Origin of the sequence: Streptomyces sp. NPDC057694, assembly GCF_042799415.1 — a bacterium.
Classification (GTDB): Bacteria; Actinomycetota; Actinomycetes; order Streptomycetales; family Streptomycetaceae; genus Streptomyces.
Genome location: NZ_JBHVIX010000003.1, coordinates 485,019 through 506,626, shown reverse-complemented (window position 1 = coordinate 506,626; position 21,608 = coordinate 485,019). Strand labels below are relative to the sequence as shown.

20 protein-coding genes and 1 pseudogene are annotated in these 21,608 nt (G+C 71.5%); 15 read left to right on the top strand and 6 right to left on the bottom strand.

The window, feature by feature from the left end; all coding sequences use genetic code 11:
- Positions 1-4 precede the first annotated feature (4 nt).
- Positions 5-604, top strand: a complete 600-nt coding sequence (locus ACFVDP_RS12175) for a TetR/AcrR family transcriptional regulator (protein ID WP_383487270.1) — start codon at positions 5-7, stop codon at positions 602-604.
- A gap of 176 nt (positions 605-780) precedes the next feature.
- Here the strand turns inward: ACFVDP_RS12175 and ACFVDP_RS12170 are convergent, their stop codons facing one another.
- Complete coding sequence (locus ACFVDP_RS12170; protein ID WP_383487373.1) at positions 781-1,698, bottom strand: DeoR/GlpR family DNA-binding transcription regulator; 918 nt, start codon at positions 1,696-1,698, stop codon at positions 781-783.
- A gap of 223 nt (positions 1,699-1,921) precedes the next feature.
- Positions 1,922-3,412 (bottom strand): annotated as a pseudogene (locus ACFVDP_RS12165) (NAD(P)H-quinone dehydrogenase); the annotation flags it as partial.
- A 65-nt stretch (positions 3,413-3,477) separates the two neighbouring features.
- Between ACFVDP_RS12165 and ACFVDP_RS12160 the strand changes: the two are divergent.
- The 4 genes from ACFVDP_RS12160 to ACFVDP_RS12145 all read left to right on the top strand — a co-directional run bounded on the left by ACFVDP_RS12160 (position 3,478) and on the right by ACFVDP_RS12145 (position 8,201).
- Positions 3,478-3,915, top strand: a complete 438-nt coding sequence (locus ACFVDP_RS12160) for a gamma-glutamylcyclotransferase (RefSeq protein WP_383487268.1) — start codon at positions 3,478-3,480, stop codon at positions 3,913-3,915.
- Between the two features lie 320 nt (positions 3,916-4,235).
- Complete coding sequence (locus tag ACFVDP_RS12155) at positions 4,236-5,060, top strand: purine-nucleoside phosphorylase (protein WP_383487267.1); 825 nt, start codon at positions 4,236-4,238, stop codon at positions 5,058-5,060.
- A gap of 57 nt (positions 5,061-5,117) precedes the next feature.
- Complete coding sequence (locus tag ACFVDP_RS12150) at positions 5,118-6,764, top strand: phospho-sugar mutase (protein WP_383487264.1); 1,647 nt, start codon at positions 5,118-5,120, stop codon at positions 6,762-6,764.
- A 237-nt stretch (positions 6,765-7,001) separates the two neighbouring features.
- Positions 7,002-8,201, top strand: a complete 1,200-nt coding sequence (locus ACFVDP_RS12145) for a hypothetical protein (RefSeq protein WP_383487261.1) — start codon at positions 7,002-7,004, stop codon at positions 8,199-8,201.
- A 1-nt stretch (position 8,202) separates the two neighbouring features.
- Here the strand turns inward: ACFVDP_RS12145 and ACFVDP_RS12140 are convergent, their stop codons facing one another.
- Positions 8,203-8,829, bottom strand: a complete 627-nt coding sequence (locus ACFVDP_RS12140) for a PH domain-containing protein (RefSeq protein WP_383487258.1) — start codon at positions 8,827-8,829, stop codon at positions 8,203-8,205.
- A 318-nt stretch (positions 8,830-9,147) separates the two neighbouring features.
- Between ACFVDP_RS12140 and deoC the strand changes: the two genes are divergently transcribed.
- Genes deoC through ACFVDP_RS12125 form a run of 3 tightly spaced genes read left to right on the top strand, consistent with a single transcriptional unit; the run spans position 9,148 to position 12,457 of the window.
- The gene (deoC, locus tag ACFVDP_RS12135) at positions 9,148-10,116 is read left to right on the top strand and encodes a deoxyribose-phosphate aldolase (RefSeq protein WP_383487370.1); all 969 of its coding nucleotides are present in this window, start codon (positions 9,148-9,150) and stop codon (positions 10,114-10,116) included.
- A 24-nt stretch (positions 10,117-10,140) separates the two neighbouring features.
- Entirely contained in the window at positions 10,141-11,577 is a 1,437-nt protein-coding gene (locus tag ACFVDP_RS12130) for an aldehyde dehydrogenase family protein (RefSeq protein WP_383487256.1), read from the top strand.
- Positions 11,570-12,457, top strand: a complete 888-nt coding sequence (locus ACFVDP_RS12125; RefSeq protein ID WP_383487253.1) for an aldehyde dehydrogenase family protein — start codon at positions 11,570-11,572, stop codon at positions 12,455-12,457. Before ACFVDP_RS12130 ends, ACFVDP_RS12125 begins: the two co-directional genes overlap by 8 nt.
- Positions 12,458-12,526: 69 nt before the next feature.
- On the opposite strand, the gene ACFVDP_RS12120 is transcribed toward ACFVDP_RS12125, so the two are convergent.
- Complete coding sequence (locus ACFVDP_RS12120; protein WP_383487250.1) at positions 12,527-13,261, bottom strand: TetR/AcrR family transcriptional regulator; 735 nt, start codon at positions 13,259-13,261, stop codon at positions 12,527-12,529.
- Between the two features lie 119 nt (positions 13,262-13,380).
- Here ACFVDP_RS12120 and ACFVDP_RS12115 point away from each other — a divergent pair, with 119 nt between their 5' ends.
- Entirely contained in the window at positions 13,381-13,992 is a 612-nt protein-coding gene (locus ACFVDP_RS12115) for an NADPH-dependent FMN reductase (protein WP_383487247.1), read from the top strand.
- A gap of 36 nt (positions 13,993-14,028) precedes the next feature.
- On the top strand, positions 14,029-15,453 hold the full coding sequence (locus ACFVDP_RS12110; RefSeq protein ID WP_383487244.1) for a DHA2 family efflux MFS transporter permease subunit: 1,425 nt from the start codon (positions 14,029-14,031) through the stop codon (positions 15,451-15,453).
- 2 nt (positions 15,454-15,455) lie between these two features.
- Here the strand turns inward: ACFVDP_RS12110 and ACFVDP_RS12105 are convergent, their stop codons facing one another.
- On the bottom strand, positions 15,456-15,854 hold the full coding sequence (locus ACFVDP_RS12105) for a hypothetical protein (RefSeq protein WP_383487242.1): 399 nt from the start codon (positions 15,852-15,854) through the stop codon (positions 15,456-15,458).
- 140 nt (positions 15,855-15,994) lie between these two features.
- Between ACFVDP_RS12105 and ACFVDP_RS12100 the strand changes: the two genes are divergently transcribed.
- On the top strand, positions 15,995-16,621 hold the full coding sequence (locus ACFVDP_RS12100; protein WP_383487239.1) for a uridine kinase: 627 nt from the start codon (positions 15,995-15,997) through the stop codon (positions 16,619-16,621).
- A 279-nt stretch (positions 16,622-16,900) separates the two neighbouring features.
- On the opposite strand, the gene ACFVDP_RS12095 is transcribed toward ACFVDP_RS12100, so the two are convergent.
- Positions 16,901-17,662 carry a SigE family RNA polymerase sigma factor gene (locus ACFVDP_RS12095; protein ID WP_383487236.1) on the bottom strand — a complete coding sequence of 254 codons (762 nt, stop codon included), beginning with the start codon at positions 17,660-17,662 and terminating at the stop codon, positions 16,901-16,903.
- 216 nt (positions 17,663-17,878) lie between these two features.
- Here ACFVDP_RS12095 and afsQ1 point away from each other — a divergent pair, with 216 nt between their 5' ends.
- The 4 genes from afsQ1 to ACFVDP_RS12075 all read left to right on the top strand — a co-directional run bounded on the left by afsQ1 (position 17,879) and on the right by ACFVDP_RS12075 (position 21,572).
- A complete protein-coding gene (gene afsQ1, locus ACFVDP_RS12090; protein WP_383487233.1) occupies positions 17,879-18,556 on the top strand; it encodes a two-component system response regulator AfsQ1 in 678 nt (225 codons plus the stop codon).
- Positions 18,553-20,187 (top strand): ATP-binding protein, encoded by a 1,635-nt coding sequence (locus ACFVDP_RS12085; RefSeq protein ID WP_383487231.1) that lies wholly within the window; start codon positions 18,553-18,555, stop codon positions 20,185-20,187. The genes afsQ1 and ACFVDP_RS12085 overlap by 4 nt, the downstream gene beginning before the upstream one ends.
- The gene (locus ACFVDP_RS12080; RefSeq protein ID WP_383487228.1) at positions 20,184-20,786 is read left to right on the top strand and encodes a hypothetical protein; all 603 of its coding nucleotides are present in this window, start codon (positions 20,184-20,186) and stop codon (positions 20,784-20,786) included. The genes ACFVDP_RS12085 and ACFVDP_RS12080 overlap by 4 nt, the downstream gene beginning before the upstream one ends.
- A gap of 243 nt (positions 20,787-21,029) precedes the next feature.
- Positions 21,030-21,572 (top strand): VanZ family protein, encoded by a 543-nt coding sequence (locus tag ACFVDP_RS12075; protein WP_383487225.1) that lies wholly within the window; start codon positions 21,030-21,032, stop codon positions 21,570-21,572.
- The last annotated feature ends 36 nt before the right edge of the window (positions 21,573-21,608 follow it).

Below are 21,608 nucleotides of genomic sequence, written 5' to 3'. Positions count from 1 at the left end.
CCCCATGACGTCCGACACCGCGCACGCCGGTGCCCGTCGCCTGCGCGCGGACGCGCGCCGCAACTACGAGCGGCTGCTCGCCACCGCCCGTACGGCGTTCGCCGAGCACGGGACAGGGGCGTCCCTGGAGGACGTGGCGCGCGGCGCCGGGGTCGGTATCGGCACCCTGTACCGGCACTTCCCGAATCGGTACGCGCTGATGAGCGCCGTCTTCGAAGAGGCCGTGACCGAACTGCTCGACCGGTCCCGGGCACTGCTCGACGCCCCGCAGCCGTGCTCCGCGCTCGTGGCATGGCTGCGGGACATCATCACCCACGCCGGTGAGTACCGCGGCCTGTCGCGGGCCCTCATGTCGGCCTCGCAGGACGCGAGTTCGGCGCTCGCCCCGTGCAGTACCCCCATGCGGGAGGCGGGGCAGGCGCTCCTGTCACGGGCCCAGGAGTCGGGCGCCGTGCGCGGGGACGTCTCCATCACGGATCTGATGCAGCTGACCAACGCGATTGCGCTGGCCGCTGAGGAGACACCGTCGGACCCGGGCTTGGCCGACCGTCTGCTGAACCTGACGCTCCGGGGCATCACCCAATCAGGCCCCTCCGGCACCTGAGCGCGCAGTTCCCCGCGCCCCTGGCGGCACCGCAGCAGCGCCGCTCATTCAAGCCCCCTGGGGGTCCCCCCGGACGAAGTCTGGGGGATGATTGAGGAGCGGGGTCCGGGGCGGAGCCCCGGGTCCGTTGCCGGGTGCGCGTCCGTCGTGGCTGGTCGCGCAGTTCCCCGCGCCCCTCAGCGGCGCCGTAGGTCGGCGACCCTTGCTGAGCGTTCCGGGCCGGGGTCCATCGGGGCGGCGCTGCGCAGGGGGTGTCCCCCGCCCGGGAGTTGGCCACGGCGCTGGACGGGCAGGGGAACGTCCCGGCGCGACTGCCGCGCCGGAGCCTGCTCACCACCCCCGGCGGCCGACGCCCCCGCGACAGCGATCTGCACCCCCTGATCGGCCAGCGCCTGCAACTCGGTGGCGGCGCGGTCGTCATGAGCGGGCGGCTCATCGGTGACCAGGCGTGTGATCACATCGGTGGGCACCGTCTGAAACATGGTGTCGGTACCCAACTTAGAGTGATCGGCGAGGACCACGACCTCGGCCGCGGCCTGGACGAGCGCCCGGTCCACCGACGCCGACAGCATGTTGGACGTGGACAGGCCGCGCTCGGCCGTCAGGCCGCTCCCGGACAGGAACGCCCGCGACACTCTCAGCCCTTGCAGGGACTGCTCGGCCCCGCTGCCCACCAGGGCGTAGTTGGAACCCCGCAGCGTGCCACCGGTCATGACGACCTCGACCCGGTTGGCGTGTGCCAACGCCTGGGCGACGAGGAGCGAGTTGGTGACGACGGTCAGGCCCGGCACACGCGCGAGCCGGCGGGCCAGCTCCTGCGTGGTCGTCCCCGCGCCCACCACGATGGCCTCGCCCTCTTCGACGAGACCCGCGGCGAGATCGGCGATGGCCGTCTTTTCTGCGGTCGCGAGATGTGACTTCTGCGGAAAGCCGGACTCCCGCGTGAATCCGCCCGGCAATACCGCACCGCCGTGCCGGCGGTCGAGGAGTCCTTCTGCCTCCAGTGCGCGCACGTCCCGCCGCACGGTCACTTCGGAGGTCTGGACGACGCGGGCGAGTTCACGGAGCGATACAGCCCCGTTGGCTCGCACCATTTCGAGGATCAATTGACGACGTTCTGCAGCGAACACGAAACTGACAGTAACCCCAACGACCGTCTGGTTTCAGCAGTTTGCGCCGAATTACAGATTCTGTTCATGCCAGACCCCCGGAAGTGGTATACGCAGGGCGGGGTGCCTACCCTCCCCGCCTATGCCTCCCGCATGGGCCGCGACGCACCGTGACAACGGGCAGGTCGCGGTTGCCCACGGGCCGGGATCAGCCCTCTTCGGCGAGCTTGCGCGTGTGCAGCTGCCGGGCCACTTCGGCGATCGATCCGGACAGCGAGGGGTAGACCGTGAACGCGTTCGCGATCTGCTCGACCGTCAGATTGTTGTCGACCGCGATCGAGATGGGATGGATCAGTTCCGAAGCGCGGGGCGCGACGACCACTCCGCCGACCACGATGCCGGTGCCGGGGCGGCAGAAGATCTTGACGAAGCCGTCCCTGATGCCCTGCATCTTGGCGCGGGGGTTGCGCAGCAGCGGCAGCTTGACGACGCGGGCGTCGAACTTGCCGCCGTCCACGTCGGCCTGCGAGACGCCGACGGTCGCGATCTCCGGGTCGGTGAAGACGTTCGACGAGACCGTCTTGAGGTTCAGCGGGGCCACCGCGTCACCCAGGAAGTGGTACATCGCGATGCGTCCCTGCATCGCGGCCACGGACGCCAGGGCGAACACGCCGGTGACGTCTCCGGCCGCGTACACGCCAGGAGCGGTCGTGCGCGAGACCTTGTCGGTCCAGATGTGACCGGAGTCCTTCACCTTGACCCCGGCGCCCTCCAGACCGAGCCCCTCGCTGTTGGGGATCGCGCCGACCGCCATCAGGCAGTGGGTGCCGGAGATGACCCGGCCGTCGGAGAGGGTGACCTCGACGCGGTCGCCCACGCGCTTGGCGGAGGCGGCACGGGAGCGGGCCATGACGTTCATGCCGCGGCGCCGGAAGACGTCCTCCAGGACGGCGGCGGCGTCCGGGTCCTCGCCCGGGAGCACGCGGTCGCGGGACGAGACGAGGGTGACCTTCGAGCCGAGCGCCTGGTACGCGCCGGCGAACTCGGCGCCGGTGACACCGGATCCGACCACGATGAGTTCCTCGGGAAGCTCGTCGAGGTCGTAGACCTGCGTCCAGTTCAGGATCCGCTCGCCGTCGGGCTGCGCGTCCGGGACCTCGCGCGGGTGGGCGCCGGTCGCCAGGAGCACCGCGTCCGCGGTGAGGGTCTCCTCCTTGCCGTCGGCGGCCGTGACGATCACCTTGCGGGAGCCGTCGAGGTCCTGCTGGCCGTCGAGACGGCCCCGGCCGCGCAGCACGCGCGCGCCCGCACGCGTGACGGAGGCGGTGATGTCGTGGGACTGGGCGAGCGCGAGGCGCTTCACCCGGCGGTTGACCTTGCCGAGGTCGACGCCGACGACACGGGCCGGGGAGTCCGGGTCCGGGGTGTCGTCCTCGACGATGATCCCCAACTCCTCGTACGAAGAGTCGAAGGTGGTCATCACCTCGGCCGTCGCGATCAGGGTCTTCGACGGCACGCAGTCGGTGAGCACCGACGCACCGCCCAGACCGTCGCAGTCGACGACGGTCACCTCCGCGCCGAGCTGGGCGGCCACCAGTGCCGCCTCGTATCCGCCAGGTCCGCCACCGATGATCACGATCCGAGTCACATGCCCCATTGTCCCGCACGCAACAATGGCGTGTCCTGCCGGGGTGCGTGCCGCGGATCCTCCCTGGTACGGACTTCACCCGAGCTCCCGGCCGTCCCTGTCGTACCCTCGGACCCATGTCGCTCTACGCCGCGTACGCCGGCAACCTCGACGCGCGGCTGATGAGCCGCCGCGCCCCGCACTCGCCGCTGCGCTCGACCGGCTGGCTCACCGGCTGGCGGCTGACGTTCGGGGGCGAGCAGATGGGCTGGGAGGGCTCGCTGGCCACCATCGTGGAGTCGCCGCGCTCGCAGACCTTCGTCGCGCTGTACGACATCGCCCCCATGGACGAGGACTCCATGGACCGCTGGGAGGGTGTCGGGCTCGACATATACCGGCGCATGCGGGTCCGTATCGACACCCTGGAGGGCGAGGAGCCCGCCTGGGTCTATGTACTGAACGGGTACGAGGGCGGTCTGCCCTCCGCGCGCTACCTGGGCGAGATCGCCGACGCAGCCGAATCGGCCGGCGCCCCCCACGACTACGTCATGGAGTTGCGCAAGCGGCCTTGCTGAGTGCGTATGCACTTCGACTGCGGCCCGGTGGGGGGCTGGTCGCACAGTTCCCCGCGCCCCTGAGATGCGCACTTCGTGCGGCATCTCATCAACGGCGGGGAGGCTGCGCGCAGCGCATGCCTCAGGGGGCGCGGGGAACTGCGCGAGAAGCGGCCACCGGCCCGCAGACGAAGAACGGCACGACCAGCCGCAACGGCGCCGCGAACGATTGATCCCGCACCCCAGCGGAGCGCTCTCGTCGGAAACGACAAGACAACGATCGCATTCCCGTGACCATCAGCATCTACGCGCGTAGGACGTGACCGGCTACTCTCAAACGCGTGAACGCATCTGTTACTCCGGACCACATCCAGGGCGACCCGTACGCCGCCGCCGACACCGCCGCCGCGCGCCTGCGCGAGCTCACCGGTGCCGAGACCCACGACGTCGCCCTCGTGATGGGCTCCGGCTGGGCGCCCGCCGCCGAGGCGCTGGGCGCGCCGGCCGCCGAGTTCCCCTTCACCGAGCTGCCCGGGTTCACCGGCGCGGCGGTGGCGGGCCACGGCGGCAAGGTCCGCTCGTACCAGGTCGGCCAGAAGCGCGCCCTGGTCTTCCTGGGCCGCACCCACTACTACGAGGGCCGGGGCGTCGCCTCCGTCGCGCACGGCGTGCGCACCGCGGCCGCCGCGGGCTGCAAGACCATCGTGCTGACCAACGGCTGCGGCGGCCTGCGCCAGGGCATGCGTCCGGGCCAGCCGGTCCTCATCTCCGACCACATCAACCTGACGGCGACGTCCCCGATCGTCGGCGCCAACTTCGTCGACCTCACCGACCTGTACTCGCCGCGCCTGCGCCAGCTGTGCCAGGAGATCGACCCGTCGCTGGAGGAGGGCGTCTACGCCCAGTTCCCCGGCCCGCACTACGAGACCCCGGCCGAGGTCCGCATGGCCGGCGTCCTCGGCGCCGACCTGGTCGGCATGTCCACCACCCTGGAGGCCATCGCGGCCCGTGAGGCGGGCGCCGAGGTGCTCGGCATCTCCCTGGTGACGAACCTGGCGGCGGGCCTGTCCGGCGAGCCGCTGAACCACGAGGAAGTCCTCCAGGCCGGCCGTGACTCCGCCGTCCGCATGGGCGAGCTGCTGACCCAGGTCCTCGCCAAGATCTGAGCCGGTCCGCCGCGGCCCGTACGTACCGTCCGAACCAGTCGTCCGAAGGAACTCACCGTGACCGTTGAAGGCAGCGCACTGCTCGACCGGGCGAAGGCCTGGCTCGCGGAGGACCCTGACCCCGAGACCCGCGACGAGCTCGCCGGGCTCGTCGCGGCCGGGGAGCTGACGGAGCTGGAGGACCGCTTCTCGGGCACGCTCCAGTTCGGCACCGCGGGACTGCGCGGCGAACTGGGCGCGGGTCCGATGCGGATGAACCGCGCGGTCGTGATCCGCGCGGCCGCCGGGCTCGCCGCCTACCTGAAGGCGAAGGGCCAGGGCGACGGCCTGGTCGTCGTCGGCTACGACGCACGCCACAAGTCGGCGGACTTCGCGCGCGACACGGCCGCGGTGATGGTGGGCGCCGGACTGCGCGCCGCGGTGCTGCCCCGGCCGCTCCCGACGCCCGTACTCGCCTTCGCGATCCGGCACCTGGGCGCGGTGGCGGGCGTCGAGGTCACGGCCTCGCACAACCCGCCCCGGGACAACGGCTACAAGGTCTACCTCGGCGACGGCTCGCAGATCGTGCCGCCCGCCGACGCCGAGATCGCCGGCGAGATCGCCGCGGTCAAGTCGCTGGACGACGTGGCACGGCCCGAGGCGGGCTGGGAGACGCTCGACGACAGCGTCCTGGAGGCCTATCTGGCGCGCACGGACGCGGTCCTGGCTCCCGGCTCGCCGCGCACCGCCCGCGCCGTCTACACGGCGATGCACGGCGTCGGCAAGGACACGCTGCTGGCCGCGTTCGCCCGCGCGGGATTCCCCGAGCCGGTGCTCGTGCCCGAGCAGGCCGAGCCGGACCCGGACTTCCCGACGGTGGCGTTCCCGAACCCGGAGGAGCCGGGCGCGATGGACCTGTCCTTCGCGACGGCCGGCTCGCTGGCCGAGGCGCCGGACCTGATCATCGCCAACGACCCGGACGCGGACCGCTGCGCCGTCGCCGTGGCCGACGGTTCCGGGTGGCGGATGCTGCGCGGCGACGAGGTCGGCGCGCTGCTCGCCGCGCACCTGGTGAAGCGGGGCGCCACCGGTGTGCTCGCCGAGTCGATCGTGTCGTCGTCGCTGCTCGGGCGGATCGCCGAGGCGGCGTCGCTGCCCTACGCGGAGACGCTCACCGGCTTCAAGTGGATCGCGCGCGTCGAGGGCCTGCGCTACGGCTACGAGGAGGCGCTCGGCTACTGCGTCGACCCCGACGGCGTACGCGACAAGGACGGCATCACGGCCGCGCTGCTCGTCACCGAGCTGGCCAGTGAACTCAAGGAGCAGGGCCGTACGCTGCTCGACGCGCTGGACGATCTGGCGCTGGCCCACGGGCTGCACGCCACGGATCAGCTGAGCGTGCGCGTGGAGGACCTGTCGGTCATCGCCGATGCGATGCGGCGGCTGCGCGAGGTGCCTCCGGCGGAGTTGGCCGGGCTCGTGGTGACCTCCGCCGAGGATCTCTCTCAGGGGGCCGGGGGGCTGCCTCCCACCGATGGGCTGCGGTACTCGCTCGACGGGGCGCGGGTCGTTGTGCGGCCGTCCGGTACGGAGCCGAAGCTCAAGTGCTACCTGGAGGTTGTGGTGCCGGTCGCGGACCGGGATTCTTTGGGCGCCGCCCGCGCCAAGGCGACCGAACTCCTCGCGGAGATCAAGCGGGACCTGTCCGCCGCCGCCGGCATCTAGCGCCCCGTAAGGGGCGCGAGGAACTGCGCGACCAGCCACGACGAAACGCGCACCCGGCACCCGGGGCTCCGCCCCGGACCCCGCTCCTCAATCGCCGGAGGGGCTTGATCGGGCGGGGCTTGATTGGGTGCGTGAGGGTCCCCCGACCGGGTGGTTGACGGAACGCGGGGAGGCAAGGGCCGGGGGCAACGGGAACGTTGCCCCCGGCCCTTGTCCCCGTCCCCAGGAGCCCCGCCCGTGCCCCCGACCGCCGCCCCCGAGGCCCCCCTCCTCCCGCACGCCAGAAGGAGCCGCCCCGCCCCCGCGGCGATCACCCGGCTGCGCGCCCGCGCGGGACGCTCCCTGCGCCGCGCGGCTCCCGCCCTGTGCGCGTACGCGGCCGTACGCCTGTTCTCGCTGCTGATCCTGGGCTTCTGGGCGCACAAAGAGGGCCACGGCGTCTGGGCGACGCTCGCGCACGACTGGGACTCCAAGTGGTACCTGGGCATCGCCGACCACGGTTACGCCCACACGCTCGGCACCGCGTACAACGCCAACAACCTGGCGTTCTTCCCTCTCTACCCGGGCCTGGTCAAGGCGGTGGCCGCCGTGACTCCGGGCTCGCGGGCCAGCGTCGGCCTTGTGCTCGCGGTGCTCTGCTCGTTCGTCGCCGCGTGGGGGATCTTCGCGGTCGGCGACCGCCTCTACGGCAGCCGCGTCGGGGTGTCCCTGGCCTTCCTCTGGGCGTGCCTGCCGGTCGGGCTCGTGCAGTGGATGGGCTACACCGAGTCGTTGTTCACGGCGTTCGTCGCCTGGTCGCTGTACGCGGTGCTGACCGGCCGCTGGGTGTGGGCGGGCACCCTGTCCGCGCTGGCCGGGCTGACCCGCCCGACCGGCGTCGCGATCGCCGCGGCGGTCTCCCTCTCGGCGCTGCTGACGCTGCGCCGCCACCGGTCCTGGCGGGTGCTGGCCGGCGGGCTACTCGCGCCGCTCGGCTGGTGCGCGTACGTCGGCTGGGTGGGGCTGCGGCTCGGCCGCTGGGACGGCTATTTCGCGGTCCAGCGGCTGTGGCACAACCAGCTGGACGGCGGCGTGGAGACGCTGCGCCGGATGCGGGAGTTCCTCGCCTACGACTCGACGCCGGAACTGTTCCTGGTGCTGGTCTCGCTGACCCTGATGGCGTCGGCGGTGCTGTGGCTGCTGTCGCTGGCCGACCGCCAGCCGCTGCCGCTGCTGGTCTTCACCGGGGTGCTGCTGGTGATCGTGCTGGGCAGCGGCGGCGTCTACTTCCCCCGGGCCCGCTTCCTGCTCCCCGGGTTCCCGCTGCTGCTCCCCCTCGCGCTGGCGCTGGCCAGGACGACGTCGCGGCGGGTGCGGGTGCTGGGGGTGACGGGGGCGGTGCTCGGGGCCGCGTACTGCGGGGCGTACATGGCGCTGGTGTGGCCGAGCGCGCCCTGACTCAGCCGGTCGCGAGGAGCACGGCGAGGACCACGGCTCCGGCGAGGGCCGGGGCGATGATCTCGTAGGCCCAGCGGACCGTGGGCTCACCCTGGGACGCGGGCTCCGCCGCGCGGGCCTCGCTCAGCTCGCGCAGCTCGTCCATGACCTGGTCGGTGGCGGCGCGGGTCGAGCGGCTCTGGAGGCTGCCCGTGCCGATGACCGAGGGGCGGCCCGGGTCGTCCGCGGCGGCGGCCCTGGCCAGATTGCGCTGGGCCTTCTTGCGGCCGCGCAGCGAGACGGGGACGGACCACAGTTGGTACTTGGTGCCGGTCTGGTCGACGACCTCGTTGGAGTACCCGGAACGGAAGGTCGCGACGACGGCCCAGGGCAGCGTGATGCTGCGGAACGGGTTGCGGATGCGGAGGCGGTCCTCGCTCGCGAAGACCGCCGGGCGGAGGGTGAACGCGACGACGAGGGGCACCGCGAAAAGCAGTCCCGCGAGCGCCAGCCACGGGGTGCGGCCGTCGCCGCCGATCACGGCGTCGATGCCGAGCCAGGCGCCGAGGGCCAGCAGCAGGGCGCCGCCCGCGATACCGGCGGGTGACCTGTACACGCGGTCGCGGGTGGGCTCGGGTTCACTCGTCATGGCGTCGATTGTGCCTGACGCTGCGCTGGGCTTGACCGGGCCCTTCTCCGCGCCCCTGATCGGGTTGTCGTTCGCCTGCGGGCCGGTGGCCGCTTCTCGCGCAGTTCCCCGCGCCCCTGAGGCAGGCGCTTCGCGCCGCCTCCCCCTGATGGAGATGGCGCACGCAGTGCGCATCTCCAGGGGCGCGGGGAACTGCGCGACCAGCCCCCACCGGCCCGCGGACGACCGACGACCCCGGGGCCCGGGGCGGAGCCCCGTGAGCTTCGCCCCAGCCCCCTGTACAGCCGCTACGCGCGTAGATATGCTCCCCTCGTGACCATGTCCACTGCACCCGCATCAGCACCCGCCAAAGAACACGCGCTGGCCGACGCCACCGCCTCCGAGGCCACCCTGCGCCGCTTCCTGCACGGGCTGCCCGGCGTCGACGCGGTGGGCCTGGAGGCGAGGGCCGCCGGGCTCGGGACCCGTTCCATCAAGACGACGGCGAAGGCGTACGCCATCGACCTGGCGATCTCGATGATCGACCTGACGACCCTGGAGGGCGCCGACACCCCGGGCAAGGTCCGGGCACTAGGCGCCAAGGCCGTCAACCCCGACCCGACCGACCGGACGGCCCCCCGCACCGCCGCGGTGTGCGTCTACCCGGACATGGTCGCCACCGCGAAGGCCGCCGTCGCCGGCACCGAGGTGAAGGTGGCCTCCGTCGCCACCGCCTTCCCGGCGGGCCGCGCCGCCCTCGACGTGAAGCTCGCGGATGTCCGGGACGCCGTCGCGGCCGGGGCCGACGAGATCGACATGGTCATCGACCGCGGCGCGTTCCTCGCCGGGAACTACATGAAGGTCCACGACGAGATCCGCGCCGTGAAGGAGGCCTCCGGGGCCGCCCGGCTCAAGGTCATCTTCGAGACCGGCGAGCTGTCGACGTACGACAACATCCGCCGCGCGAGCTGGATCGGCATGCTGGCCGGTGCCGACTTCATCAAGACCTCGACCGGCAAGGTGGGGGTCAACGCCACCCCGGCGAACACGCTGCTGATGCTGGAGGCGGTCCGCGACTTCCGCGCCGCCACCGGGATCCAGGTCGGCGTGAAGCCCGCCGGCGGCATCCGCACCTCGAAGGACGCGGTGAAGTTCCTCGTGATCGTGAACGAGACGGCGGGCGAGGACTGGCTCGACAACCACTGGTTCCGGTTCGGCGCCTCCAGCCTGCTGAACGATCTGCTGATGCAGCGCCAGAAGCTGGCCACCGGCCGCTACTCCGGTCCCGACTACGTGACGGTGGACTGATCACCCATGGCAGAGAAAACGGCAATGGCCCACGCATTCGAGTACGCCCCCGCCCCCGAGTCGCGCTCGGTCGTCGACATCGCGCCGTCCTACGGCCTGTTCATCGACGGCGAGTTCGCCGACGCGGCCGACGGCAAGGTCTTCAAGACCGTCTCCCCGTCCACCGAGGAGGTGCTCTCCGAGGTCGCACAGGCCGGTGAGGCCGACGTGGACCGGGCGGTGAAGGCGGCCCGCAAGGCGTTCGAGAAGTGGTCGGCGCTGCCCGGCGCGGAGCGCGGCAAGTACCTCTTCCGCATCGCCCGCATCATCCAGGAGCGCAGCCGCGAGCTGGCGGTCCTGGAGACGCTGGACAACGGCAAGCCCATCAAGGAGACGAGGGACGCCGACCTCCCCCTCGTAGCGGCGCATTTCTTCTACTACGCGGGCTGGGCCGACAAGCTCGGCCACGCGGGCTTCGGCCCGGACCCGAAGGCGCTCGGCGTCGCCGGCCAGGTCATCCCGTGGAACTTCCCGCTGCTGATGCTCGCCTGGAAGATCGCTCCGGCGCTCGCGACCGGCAACACGGTGGTCCTCAAGCCCGCCGAGACGACCCCGCTGTCCGCGCTGTTCTTCGCGGACATCTGCCGCCAGGCCGGCCTGCCCAAGGGCGTCGTCAACATCCTTCCCGGGTACGGCGACGCGGGCGCGGCGCTGGTCGCCCACCCGGACGTGAACAAGGTGGCGTTCACCGGTTCCACGGCCGTCGGCAAGGAGATCGCCCGCACCCTCGCCGGTACGGACAAGAAGCTCACCCTCGAACTCGGCGGCAAGGGCGCGAACATCGTCTTCGACGACGCCCCGATCGACCAGGCGGTGGAGGGGATCGTCACCGGGATCTTCTTCAACCAGGGCCAGGTCTGCTGCGCGGGCTCGCGCCTCCTCGTCCAGGAGTCGATCCAGGACGAGCTGCTCGACAGCCTGAAGCGGCGCCTGTCCACGCTCCGCCTCGGCGACCCGCTGGACAAGAACACCGACATCGGCGCGATCAACTCCGCGGAGCAGCTGGCCCGGATCACCGCGCTCACCGCGACGGGCGAGGCGGAGGGCGCCGAGCGCTGGTCGGCGCCGTGCGAACTCCCCTCCTCCGGCTACTGGTTCGCGCCGACGCTCTTCACGAACGTCACGCAGGCGCACACCGTCGCCCGCGACGAGATCTTCGGCCCGGTCCTGTCGGTCCTGACCTTCCGCACGCCGGAGGAGGCCGTCGCCAAGGCGAACAACACGCAGTACGGGCTCTCGGCCGGCATCTGGACCGAGAAGGGCTCCCGCATCCTCGCCGTGGCCAACCGGCTGCGGGCGGGGGTCATCTGGGCCAACACGTTCAACAAGTTCGACCCGACCTCGCCGTTCGGCGGCTACAAGGAGTCCGGCTTCGGCCGCGAGGGCGGCCGTCACGGCCTGGAGGCGTACCTCAGTGTCTGACCGTTTGAGTGTCCTCAAGACCTACAAGCTGTACGTGGGCGGGAAGTTCCCGCGTTCCGAGAGCGGCCGGGTGTACGAAGTGCAGGACGGTAAGGGCAACTGGCTCGCGAACGCGCCGCTCTCCTCCCGCAAGGACGGCCGGGACGCGGTCGTCGCCGCGCGCAAGGCGTTCGGCGGCTGGTCGGGCGCGACCGCGTACAACCGCGGGCAGGTCCTCTACCGCGTCGCCGAGATGCTGGAGGGCCGCCGCGAGCAGTTCGTGCGCGAGGTCGCCGAGGCCGAGGGGCTGTCCAAGTCGAAGGCGGCGGCGGTCGTCGACGCGGCGATCGACCGCTGGGTCTGGTACGCGGGCTGGACCGACAAGGTCGGCCAGGTCGTGGGCGGGGCCAACCCCGTCGCGGGCCCCTTCTTCAACCTCTCGACCCCCGAGCCGACCGGTGTCGTCACGGTCCTCGCGCCGCAGGAGTCGTCCTTCCTCGGCCTGGTCTCGGTGATCGCCCCGGTCATCGCCACCGGCAGCACGGTGGTCGTGATCGCGAGCGAGAAGTCCCCGCTGCCCGCCCTCTCCCTCGGCGAGGTGCTGGCCACCTCGGACGTGCCCGGCGGCGTCGTCAACATCCTGTCCGGCCGCGCGTCGGAGATCGCCCCCGCGCTCGCCGCGCACCAGGATGTGAACGGCATCGACCTCACCGGCGCCGACGCGGCCCTCGCCAAGGAGCTGGAGATCGCGGCGGCGGACAACCTGAAGCGCGTACGCCGTCCACAGCCTGTGGAGGACTTCACGGCGGACCCGGGCACGGACCGCCTGACGACGTTCCTGGAGACGAAGACGGTCTGGCACCCGACGGGTTCGCTGGGCGCGTCCGGCTCCTCGTACTAGCCCCCCCCTTTCCCCCACAGGGCTGACAGGCCCCGCCCCCTTCCCCGTCCGGGAGGGAGCGGGGCCTGTTCAGATCTCCAGGCGCCGCGCGATCCCGTCGAGCACGCAGTCGAGCCCGAACGCGAACTCCCAGGCGGGGTCGTCCTTGCGGGTCGCGGACAGCGCGTACTCCTTATAGGTGGGGTAACGGCCGCTGTCCATCAGGTAGTTCATCTGCGGGGCGAGCGCCTGCCGGGTCTCGTCGCCGCTCTTCCAGCCGTGCTCCTCCTTGTACAGGCGCAGCGCGATCTCGGACTGCGCCGAGCCGTGCACGTAGGCGCTGACCGTGCGGAACGCCGCCATCATCGAGTCGGCGTCCAGGTCGCGCCCGGACAGCGCCCTCAACTGCCGCTCGGCGATGGCCATCCGCGCCGGTGTGAGCTGGACCAGCGGCGCCGGAACCTGCCCGAGCCACAGGTGACGGAGCATCAACTCCCGCGTCTGCAGCGCGAAGGAGTACAGCACCTCGCGCCAGTCGGTCACCTCGTCGGGCACCGTGATCCCGGCCGAGACCCGGTCGTGCATCAGCGCCCACAGATCGTCCTTGCCCGACACGTGCCGGTACGCGGCCATGGGCGCGACCCCGAGCCGCGTCGCGAGCCGGCGCATGGTGACGGCCGCGGCGCCCTCCTCGTCGGCGAGTTCGACGGCCGCGGCGGCGATCTGCTCCAGCGTCAGTGACGCCCGGCGAGTCGGCGCGGGCCGTTCGAGGCGCTCCCAGAGAGAGGGCTCGACCAGCCCGCCCTCGCCCTTGCTTGTTGCCACGGTCCGGCCCCTCTCGCTCAACGATGCGTACAGCGTATCCCTTGTGGACGGCGTACACATTCCTGTGTACGTTGTACGCATCAACGTGTACGCCGTACACAAAGTTCAAGGGGGCCACCATGTCCACCAACAGCACTCCGTCCACGGTCGCTCCGCTCCGCGTCGCCGTCCTCGTCGGCTCCACTCGCGAGGGCCGCTTCGCGCCGGTCGTCACGCGCTGGCTCAGCGGGCAGCTCGGGCAGCGCGCCGATCTGCGTACCGACGTCATCGATCTCGTCGAGACACCGCTGCCGACCGTGTTCCCGGCCTTCGGCGAGGAGCCCGCGCCCGGCACCGAGGAGGCCCTCGCCCTGGTGTCACCGCGCCTCGCGGCCGCCGACGCCTTCATCCTCGTCACGCCCGAGTACAACCACAGCTTCCCGGCATCCCTGAAGAACGCGATCGACTGGCACAACGCGGAGTGGCACGGCAAGCCGGTCGCGTTCGTCTCGTACGGCGGGCTGTCCGGCGGGCTGCGCGCCGTCGAGCAGCTGCGCATCGTGCTGGCCGAGCTGAACGCGATGACCGTCCGCAACACGGTGAGCTTCCACAACTCCTGGGGCGCCTTCGGCGAGGACGCCCGGGTCGACGACCCGGCGGTGGACGCCGCCGCGAAGGCGATGCTCGACCAGCTGACCTGGTGGGCGCAGGCACTGCGCGACGCCAGGTCGCTCCGCCCGTACGCGGCCTGATCGACCGCCACCTCACGCACGGAATCAGGGGGATCCATGCGAACCCGTACACACGAAGACGAAGCGGCGGCCGTCGCCGCACCGCCCTCCCGACTGGTGATCACCGGCCTGTTGATGGGCATCGTGCTCGCCACACTGGACGGCACGATCGTCGGCACCGCCCTGCCGGTCATCGTCGAGGACCTGGGCGGTCTGACCCACCTCTCCTGGGTGGTGACGGCGTACCTGCTGGCCGCCGCCGTCACCACTCCCCTGTGGGGAAAGCTCGGAGATCTCCACGGCCGCAAAGGCAGCTACCTCGCCTCGATCACCGTTTTCCTCATCGGCTCCGTCCTGTGCGGACTCGCCCAGGACATGGGGCAGTTGATCGCGTTCCGGGCAGTGCAGGGCATCGGCGCGGGCGGCCTGTTCGTCGGCGCGCTCTCACTCCTCGGCACCGTGCTCGGGCCCGCCGGGGCGAGCCGCTCGCAGTCCGTCATCGGCGTACTGCTGCCCGCCGCGATGATCGGCGGCCCGCTGATCGGCGGCTTCCTCACCGACCAGTTGGACTGGCGGTGGGTGTTCTACGTCAATGTCCCGGTCGGCGCCGCGGCCCTGGCGGTGATCGCGGTGGGCGTGCGGGTGCGCACCGAGCGCGTACGGGCCCGGGTCGACGTCGCGGGCGCCGCGCTGCTCACCGCCGCGATCCTCGCCCTGACACTGCTCTCGTCCTGGGGAGGCACGACGTACGCCTGGACGTCACCGCGGATCGTCACTCTCGCCTTGGTGGCGGTGGCGGCCCTCGCGGCCTTCGTCGCGGTGGAGCGGCGGGCGGCCGAGCCGGTGATCCCGCCCCGGCTGTTCCGGGACCGCAACTTCGGGGTCGCGCAGGTGCTCAGCTTCACCTCGGGGGCGGCGATGCTCGCGGCCGCGAGTTTCCTGCCGCAGTACATGCAGCTGGTGCGCGGCATGTCGTCGACGGCGAGCGGGCTGCTCCTGATGCCCCTGATGCTCGGCATGATGGGTGCCCAACTGGCCATCGGGCGGCGGGTGGGCGCGGGCGGCCGCTACCGGCACTACCCGATCGCGGGCGGGGCGCTCGCCACCCTGGGCGCCCTCGCCCTGTTCCTGCTCGGCACGGCCACCGCGACCTGGGCGGCCTCCGCCCTGACCCTGCTGCTGGGCGTCGGCCTCGGCTGCCTGATGCAGCCAGCGCTGCTCATCACCATGAACAGCGCCGCGCCCCGCGACCTCGGCGCGGCCAGCGGCACCCAGGCCCTGCTGCGCACGATCGGCGGCTCCCTCGGGGTCGCCGTGCTGGGCTCGGTGTTCGCGGGCCGGGTGCGCGACGACGCGTCCCCGGCGGGCATCGTCGACGGACTGCACGGGGTGGCGGCGGGGACGGCGGCGCTGTGCGCGGTGGCCTTCGTGGCGGCGTGGTGGGTGCGGGAGGCTCCGCTGCGCGCCGCACGGGCCTCTTGAGGTCAGTCCGGCAGCAGGCTCGTCGCCGGGCCCACCAGCGGCAGGTCCTGCAGCGTTCCGCCGTTGGTCAGCGGGGCCGTCACGTCGGAGGTGCCGATCGGCTTGAAGTCGGCGATCTGGGTGCCGACCCCGTTGGCCAGCGGGTCGACGCCGGTGCCCGCCAGCGGGTCGAGCTGGAGCGTCTTCAGCGTGCCGAGGCCGCTCGCCGTCGAGCCGTGCAGGGCGTGCGTGACGGCCTGGGTCGCGGCCGCCGCGTCGGTGCTGTCCGCGGGCAGCGTCGCGGCGCTCGCGGCGCCGCCGCCCGCGGCGAGGGCCGCGCCTGCGGCACCCACGACGAGGCCGGCCTGCACCAGCGTGCGGCGGGTGCGGGAGGAGGACGTGGGCTGTGCGTGTCGGGGCATGTGATTCCGCCTGGACCTTTCGGAGTTCGACATACGGCACGGGTAACCGCTGAACCACGTAGCGTAGTTGACGTGGCGCACGCCACTTGGCCGCGACGCGGGGTCCGCGCCGGGCCTTTGATGCTTCACACTGGTCTCTCGTGAGTGCGCATCCTCCGATACCGACCCGGGTCGTCCTGCTGACCGGCCCCTCCGGCTCCGGCAAGTCGTCGTTCGCCGCACGCTCGGGGCTTCCCGTGCTCTGCCTCGACGACTTCTACAAAGAGGCGGGCGATCCCACGCTGCCGCTGGTGCCGGGCACCTCGGACATCGACTGGGACTCCCCCGACTCGTGGGACGCCGAGATCGCGCTCGCCGCGATCGTCTCGCTGTGCGAGAAGGGGCGTACGGACATTCCCGTGTACGACATCGCGACCAGTTCGCGGGTGGGGGCGACGGCGCTCGACATCGGGGACTCTCCCCTGTTCATCGCGGAGGGGATCTTCGCGGCCGACATCGTGGCGCGGTGCCGGGAGCTCGGGGTGCTGGCCGATGCGCTGTGTCTGCGCGGGCGCCCTTCGACGACGTTCCGTCGCCGGTTGCTCCGTGATCTGCGCGAGGGGCGCAAGTCGGTGCCGTTCCTGCTGCGGCGCGGCTGGCGTCTGATGCGCGCCGAACGCGCCATCGTCGCGCGCCAAGTGGCCCTGGGCGCGCACGCCTGCGACAAGGACGCGGCCCTCGCCCGTCTGACCACCGCCACGACAGGCCGCCCCGTCGTCCCCAGCTGACGGCCGGGGCCCTTGAGACCACCTGCGGCTCTCGTCGTGGCTGGTCGCGCAGTTCCCCGCGCCCCTGAGATGCGCACTTCGTGCGCCATCTCATCGGGAGGCTGCGCGCAGCGCATGCCTCAGGGGCGCGGGGAACTGCGCGAGAAGCCCCACCGGCCGTCAGTCGACGACGCACCCAAAAAAGGAGCGGGACCGGGAAGACCCCCCGGTCCTCCGGTCCCGCTGCCATCCCCCGTGATGCCCCGTTCCCCCGAACAGGGCCCCCGTTTCCCCCCAGCCTCAGGCGACAAGCTCGCCGAAGGACTCTTCCTGGTCACGGCCGAAGCTGAGCACCTCGTCCTCGCGCAGCCGCCGCAGCGACCGCCAGATGCTGGACTTCACCGTGCCGACGCTGATGCCCAGGATCTCCGCGATCTCCGGGTCGGTCCGGCCCTCGTAATAGCGGAGCACGAGCATCGTGCGCTGCAGTTCGGGAAGGCGCGCCAGCGCCTGCCAGAGAACCGCCCGCAGTTCGGTACCGCGCATCGCGTCCGTGTCGCCGGCCGTCTCCGGCAGCTCCTCGGTCGGATACTCGTTCAGCTTGCGGCGGCGCCACGCGCTGATGTGCAGGTTGGTCATGGTGCGGCGGAGATAGCCCCCGACCGCCGCCTTGTCACTGATCCTGTCCCAGGCCCGGTACGTCGAGAAGAGGGCGCTCTGGAGCAGGTCCTCGGCCTCGAACCGGTCACCGGTCAGGTGGTAGGCGGTTGCGTACAGGGAGGCGCGACGCTCCTGGACGTAGGCCGTGAACTCGGCCTCCGACAAGGAGGGACGTCGCTGATCCCCCGATTCCTCCCTGTACGCGGCTCCCCCGTGACCCCCGTCAGCCACCGCCTCGTACCCGTCGAGCACCGTCATGTACGACGAGTGCTGACGCCCGGTGCCGCGAGCGCACCCCCGCCCGCTCACGGCACCGGACTTCTCATGCCGGTCGGCCCGGACCGTCACATCGTGAAGGCGCGTGACAACTGCGCTTGAGCTGGTGCTGTGCAGCGTGTTCATCTCGCGCCCCCCGTCGTGGAGTCCGGTATTTCCTGCGGTCTTTCACTTGCTTCATCGCCGTGGTTCCTTGCGATGTCCAAAAGCTTGCCCGGGCGACTTCATGACGGTGTCCGCCGACTGTCACAGACCTGTCACAGGCCCTCTGGCTGTGCGGGTCGGGTGTGGGAGCGCTCCGACGGTCGAACTAAGGGCCAGTCATGGGCCAGAATGGCGCTTGTGCCTTCCCTGTTGCTGATCGAGGACGACGACGCCATCCGTACGGCCCTGGAGCTTTCGCTCACCCGTCAGGGTCATCGGGTGGCCACCGCTGCCACCGGCGAGGACGGTCTGAAGTTGCTGCGCGAGCAGCGGCCGGATCTGATCGTGCTCGATGTGATGCTGCCGGGCATCGACGGATTCGAGGTGTGCCGTCGCATCCGGCGCACCGACCAATTGCCGATCATCCTGCTCACGGCGCGCAGCGATGACATCGACGTGGTCGTGGGTCTGGAGTCCGGCGCCGACGACTACGTACTGAAACCCGTGCAGGGCCGGGTCCTCGACGCCCGGATCCGTGCGGTGCTGCGCCGCGGCGAGCGGGAGGCCAACGACTCGGCGTCGTTCGGCTCGCTGGTCATCGACCGGTCCGCGATGACGGTCACCAAGAACGGTGAGGACCTGCAACTCACGCCCACCGAGCTGCGGTTGCTGCTGGAGCTGAGCCGGCGGCCCGGACAGGCGCTGTCCCGGCAGCAGTTGCTGCGCCTGGTGTGGGAGCACGACTATCTCGGTGACTCGCGGCTCGTCGACGCCTGTGTGCAGCGGCTGCGCGCCAAGGTGGAGGACGTTCCGTCGTCGCCGACGCTGATCCGGACCGTGCGCGGCGTGGGCTACCGGCTGGACTCGCCTCAGTGACCCAGCCGCACGACGAGCCGGGGCACGGCCGACTCCGTGCGTTCGCCGCGACCAAGAAGGCGATACTCGCCGGGCTGCGCTTCACCAGTCTGCGCCTGCGTCTGGTGGTCGTGTTCGCCCTGGTGGCGCTGACGGCCGCGGTCTCCGCGTCCGGGATCGCGTACTGGCTCAACCGCGAGGCGGTGCTCACCCGCACCCAGGACGCGGCGCTCAGCGACTTCCAGCAGGAGATGCAGAACCGGGCGGCGGTGCTGCCCGAACATCCCACGCAGGGCGAGCTGCAGCACGCGGCGAATCTGATGGCCGACAGCAGCCAGCACTTCAGTGTGCTGCTCATCGGCACGGACGAGAACGGCCGTCAGGTGGTCGGCAATTCGGATCTCGACGCCTTCACGCTGGCCGACGTACCGGACGCGCTGCAGGACGCGGTGAACCGCAAGCAGGACGTCACCTCCAGCAACAAGAACGCGTACCACCTGTACTGGCAGCGCACCCGGCAGGACGACGACCCGTATCTGGTGGGCGGCGCGAAGGTGAACGGCGGGCCGACCGGCTACATGCTGAAGTCGCTCGAACCCGAGGCGAAGGATCTCAGCTCGCTGGCCTGGTCCCTGGGGATCGCCACCGGTCTCGCGCTGATCGGCTCGGCACTGCTCGCGCAGGCCGCGGCGACGACCGTGCTCAAACCCGTGCACCGCCTCGGCATCGCGGCGCGCAGGCTGGGCGAGGGCAAGCTCGACACCCGGCTGCGGGTGTCGGGCACCGATGAACTCGCCGAGCTGTCGCGGACGTTCAACAAGACGGCGGAGAACCTGGAGAAGCAGGTCTCCGACATGCGCGCGCGGGACGAGTCCTCGCGCCGGTTCGTCGCCGACATGTCGCACGAGCTGCGCACCCCGCTGACCGCGATCACCGCGGTGACCGAGGTGCTTGAGGAGGAGCTCGACGCCGAGACGGGGTCGGTGGATCCCATGATCGAGCCCGCCGTGCGGCTCGTGGTGAGCGAGACCCGGCGGCTCGGCGACCTCGTGGAGAACCTGATGGAGGTCACCCGCTTCGACGCGGGCACCGCCCGGCTCGTCCTCGACAACGTGGACATCGCCGACCAGATCACGGCCTGCATCGACGCCCGCGCCTGGCTGGACGCCGTCGACCTCGACGCGGAGCGCGGCATCATGGCCCGTCTCGACCCGCGCCGCCTCGACGTGATCCTCGCCAACCTGATCGGCAACGCGCTCAAGCACGGCGGTTCCCCGGTGCGGGTCTCGGTGCGCATCGACACCCGGGAGGGCGAGGAGGGCGGCGACCTCGTCATCGCCGTGACCGACCACGGGCCCGGCATCCCCGAGGACGTACTGCCGCACGTCTTCGACCGGTTCTACAAGGCCAGCGCGTCCCGGCCGCGTTCGGAGGGCAGCGGTCTCGGGCTGTCCATCGCCCTGGAGAACGCGCACATCCACGGCGGTGAGATCACCGCCGCGAACTCCCCGGACGCCGGGGCGGTGTTCACGCTGCGGCTGCCGCGCGACACGCACGACGACCTCGACGATCCCGACGACCCCGATGCCGACGCGAGCGGCTCGGACGCCGACGGCGCCGGGGACTCACAGGAAGGCGGTGCCGCCAAGTGAGGCCGCGCACCAGGCTGTCGGTCCTGCTGGGTCTTTCGGCGACGCTGCTCGCCGGATGCGGGATCCGGCCGACCGAGGTCCCCACCGAGTTCGGCGCCGCGCCCACGCGCGTGGGCTGCGCCCTGGCGAGCACGAGCGGGACGGAGACGCCCGCGGGCGGCCAGTTCACGGTGCAGATCTATCTCGTGTGCACGTCGCAGCTCGTGACGGTCGACCGTACGGTCACGCTGAAGCGCGGCCAGTCCTCCGAGCGCGCCGTGGTCGCCCAGCAGTTGCTGGCGCAGCTCTCGCGGCGGCTGTCGTCGGACGAGTCCGCGGCCGGTTTCTCGACGGACGTGGGCACCCGCCTCAAGGTGTCGGGTCCGTCCGCCGGCGATCCGTCCGACGCGCTGCGGCTGAACACCCCGCCGGACGATCTCTCCCCGTACGCCCTCGCCCAGATCGTCTGTACGTTCGCGAACAGCAAGATGACGACTCAGGACGGCGGTCACGTGGTGCTGGGCGGGCCGGGGAGCGATCCGCTGCGCGACTACGAGTGCACGGACGCGGTGAAGGCACGTCCGGGGACGATTCCGGCTCCGGCACGGACGGTGGGGTAGCGCTGGCCGCGCGCTCTTGGGTTGTTGTTCGGCTGCGGGCCGGTGGGGGCTGGTCGCGCAGTTCCCCGCGCCCCTGAAGGCCGCGCTTCGCGCGCCTTCCCCTGGGCGAGCGAAGCTCGCTTCCAGGGGCGCGGGGAACTGCGCGAGAAGCGGCCACCGGCCGTCAGCCGAACACCCGTACGTGACCCACGTCATCGCCCCCCACCCGGAACCGTTCATCCCGCACCCGGCGTCTTGGGGAGCGTGCAGCGCCATCGCTCAGGCGGCCAGACGGCCGCCGTCCGCTTCCGTACGGCAGGCTTCGCTCTCCTCGCCGCGCATCTCTTCCTCGTCGCCTGGATCATGCTGCGACCTCTGGACGTGCCGTGGGTCAGCGCGGCGAATCTGCGTCCCCTGGCCGGCATCCGGGCCGATCTGGCGCTCGGCTGGCGCGAGGGGGCGAAGCGCATCGGCGAGGGCCTCCTCCTGCTCGCGCCGCTCGGCGTGCTGCTGCCTCTCGCGGGCGGACGGCTGTACGTGTCGGTGTGGGGTTCGCTGGTGCGTACGGTCGCGGCGGGCGCGCTGATCTCGCTCGGCATCGAACTGCTGCAGACCGGGGTGCCCGGTCAGGTCGTGGACATCGACTCCGTGCTGCTGAACGCCGTGGGCGTGGCCGTCGCCCATCTCGCCGTGGTGCCGGCCGTCCGGGCCCGTATCCGCCACAGGTCCGAGGGGATTCCCCTCCTTGTGGAGGAGCCGGCTCAGGGGAGGACCCCGACGATTACCAGGGTCGGCATCGCCCCGTGAGCTGACGTTTTGCCCGCTTCGCAACCGTAGTGTCGA

Coding starts and splice junctions, on each gene's coding strand:
- ACFVDP_RS12175 (WP_383487270.1), top strand. CDS start 5: ATGACGTCCGACACCGCGCACGCCGGTGCCCGTCGCCTGCGCGCGGAC.
- ACFVDP_RS12170 (WP_383487373.1), bottom strand. CDS start 1,698: ATGGTGCGAGCCAACGGGGCTGTATCGCTCCGTGAACTCGCCCGCGTC.
- ACFVDP_RS12160 (WP_383487268.1), top strand. CDS start 3,478: ATGTCGCTCTACGCCGCGTACGCCGGCAACCTCGACGCGCGGCTGATG.
- ACFVDP_RS12140 (WP_383487258.1), bottom strand. CDS start 8,829: ATGACGAGTGAACCCGAGCCCACCCGCGACCGCGTGTACAGGTCACCC.
- deoC (WP_383487370.1), top strand. CDS start 9,148: ATGTCCACTGCACCCGCATCAGCACCCGCCAAAGAACACGCGCTGGCC.
- ACFVDP_RS12130 (WP_383487256.1), top strand. CDS start 10,141: ATGGCCCACGCATTCGAGTACGCCCCCGCCCCCGAGTCGCGCTCGGTC.
- ACFVDP_RS12115 (WP_383487247.1), top strand. CDS start 13,381: ATGTCCACCAACAGCACTCCGTCCACGGTCGCTCCGCTCCGCGTCGCC.
- ACFVDP_RS12110 (WP_383487244.1), top strand. CDS start 14,029: ATGCGAACCCGTACACACGAAGACGAAGCGGCGGCCGTCGCCGCACCG.
- ACFVDP_RS12105 (WP_383487242.1), bottom strand. CDS start 15,854: ATGCCCCGACACGCACAGCCCACGTCCTCCTCCCGCACCCGCCGCACG.
- ACFVDP_RS12095 (WP_383487236.1), bottom strand. CDS start 17,662: ATGAACACGCTGCACAGCACCAGCTCAAGCGCAGTTGTCACGCGCCTT.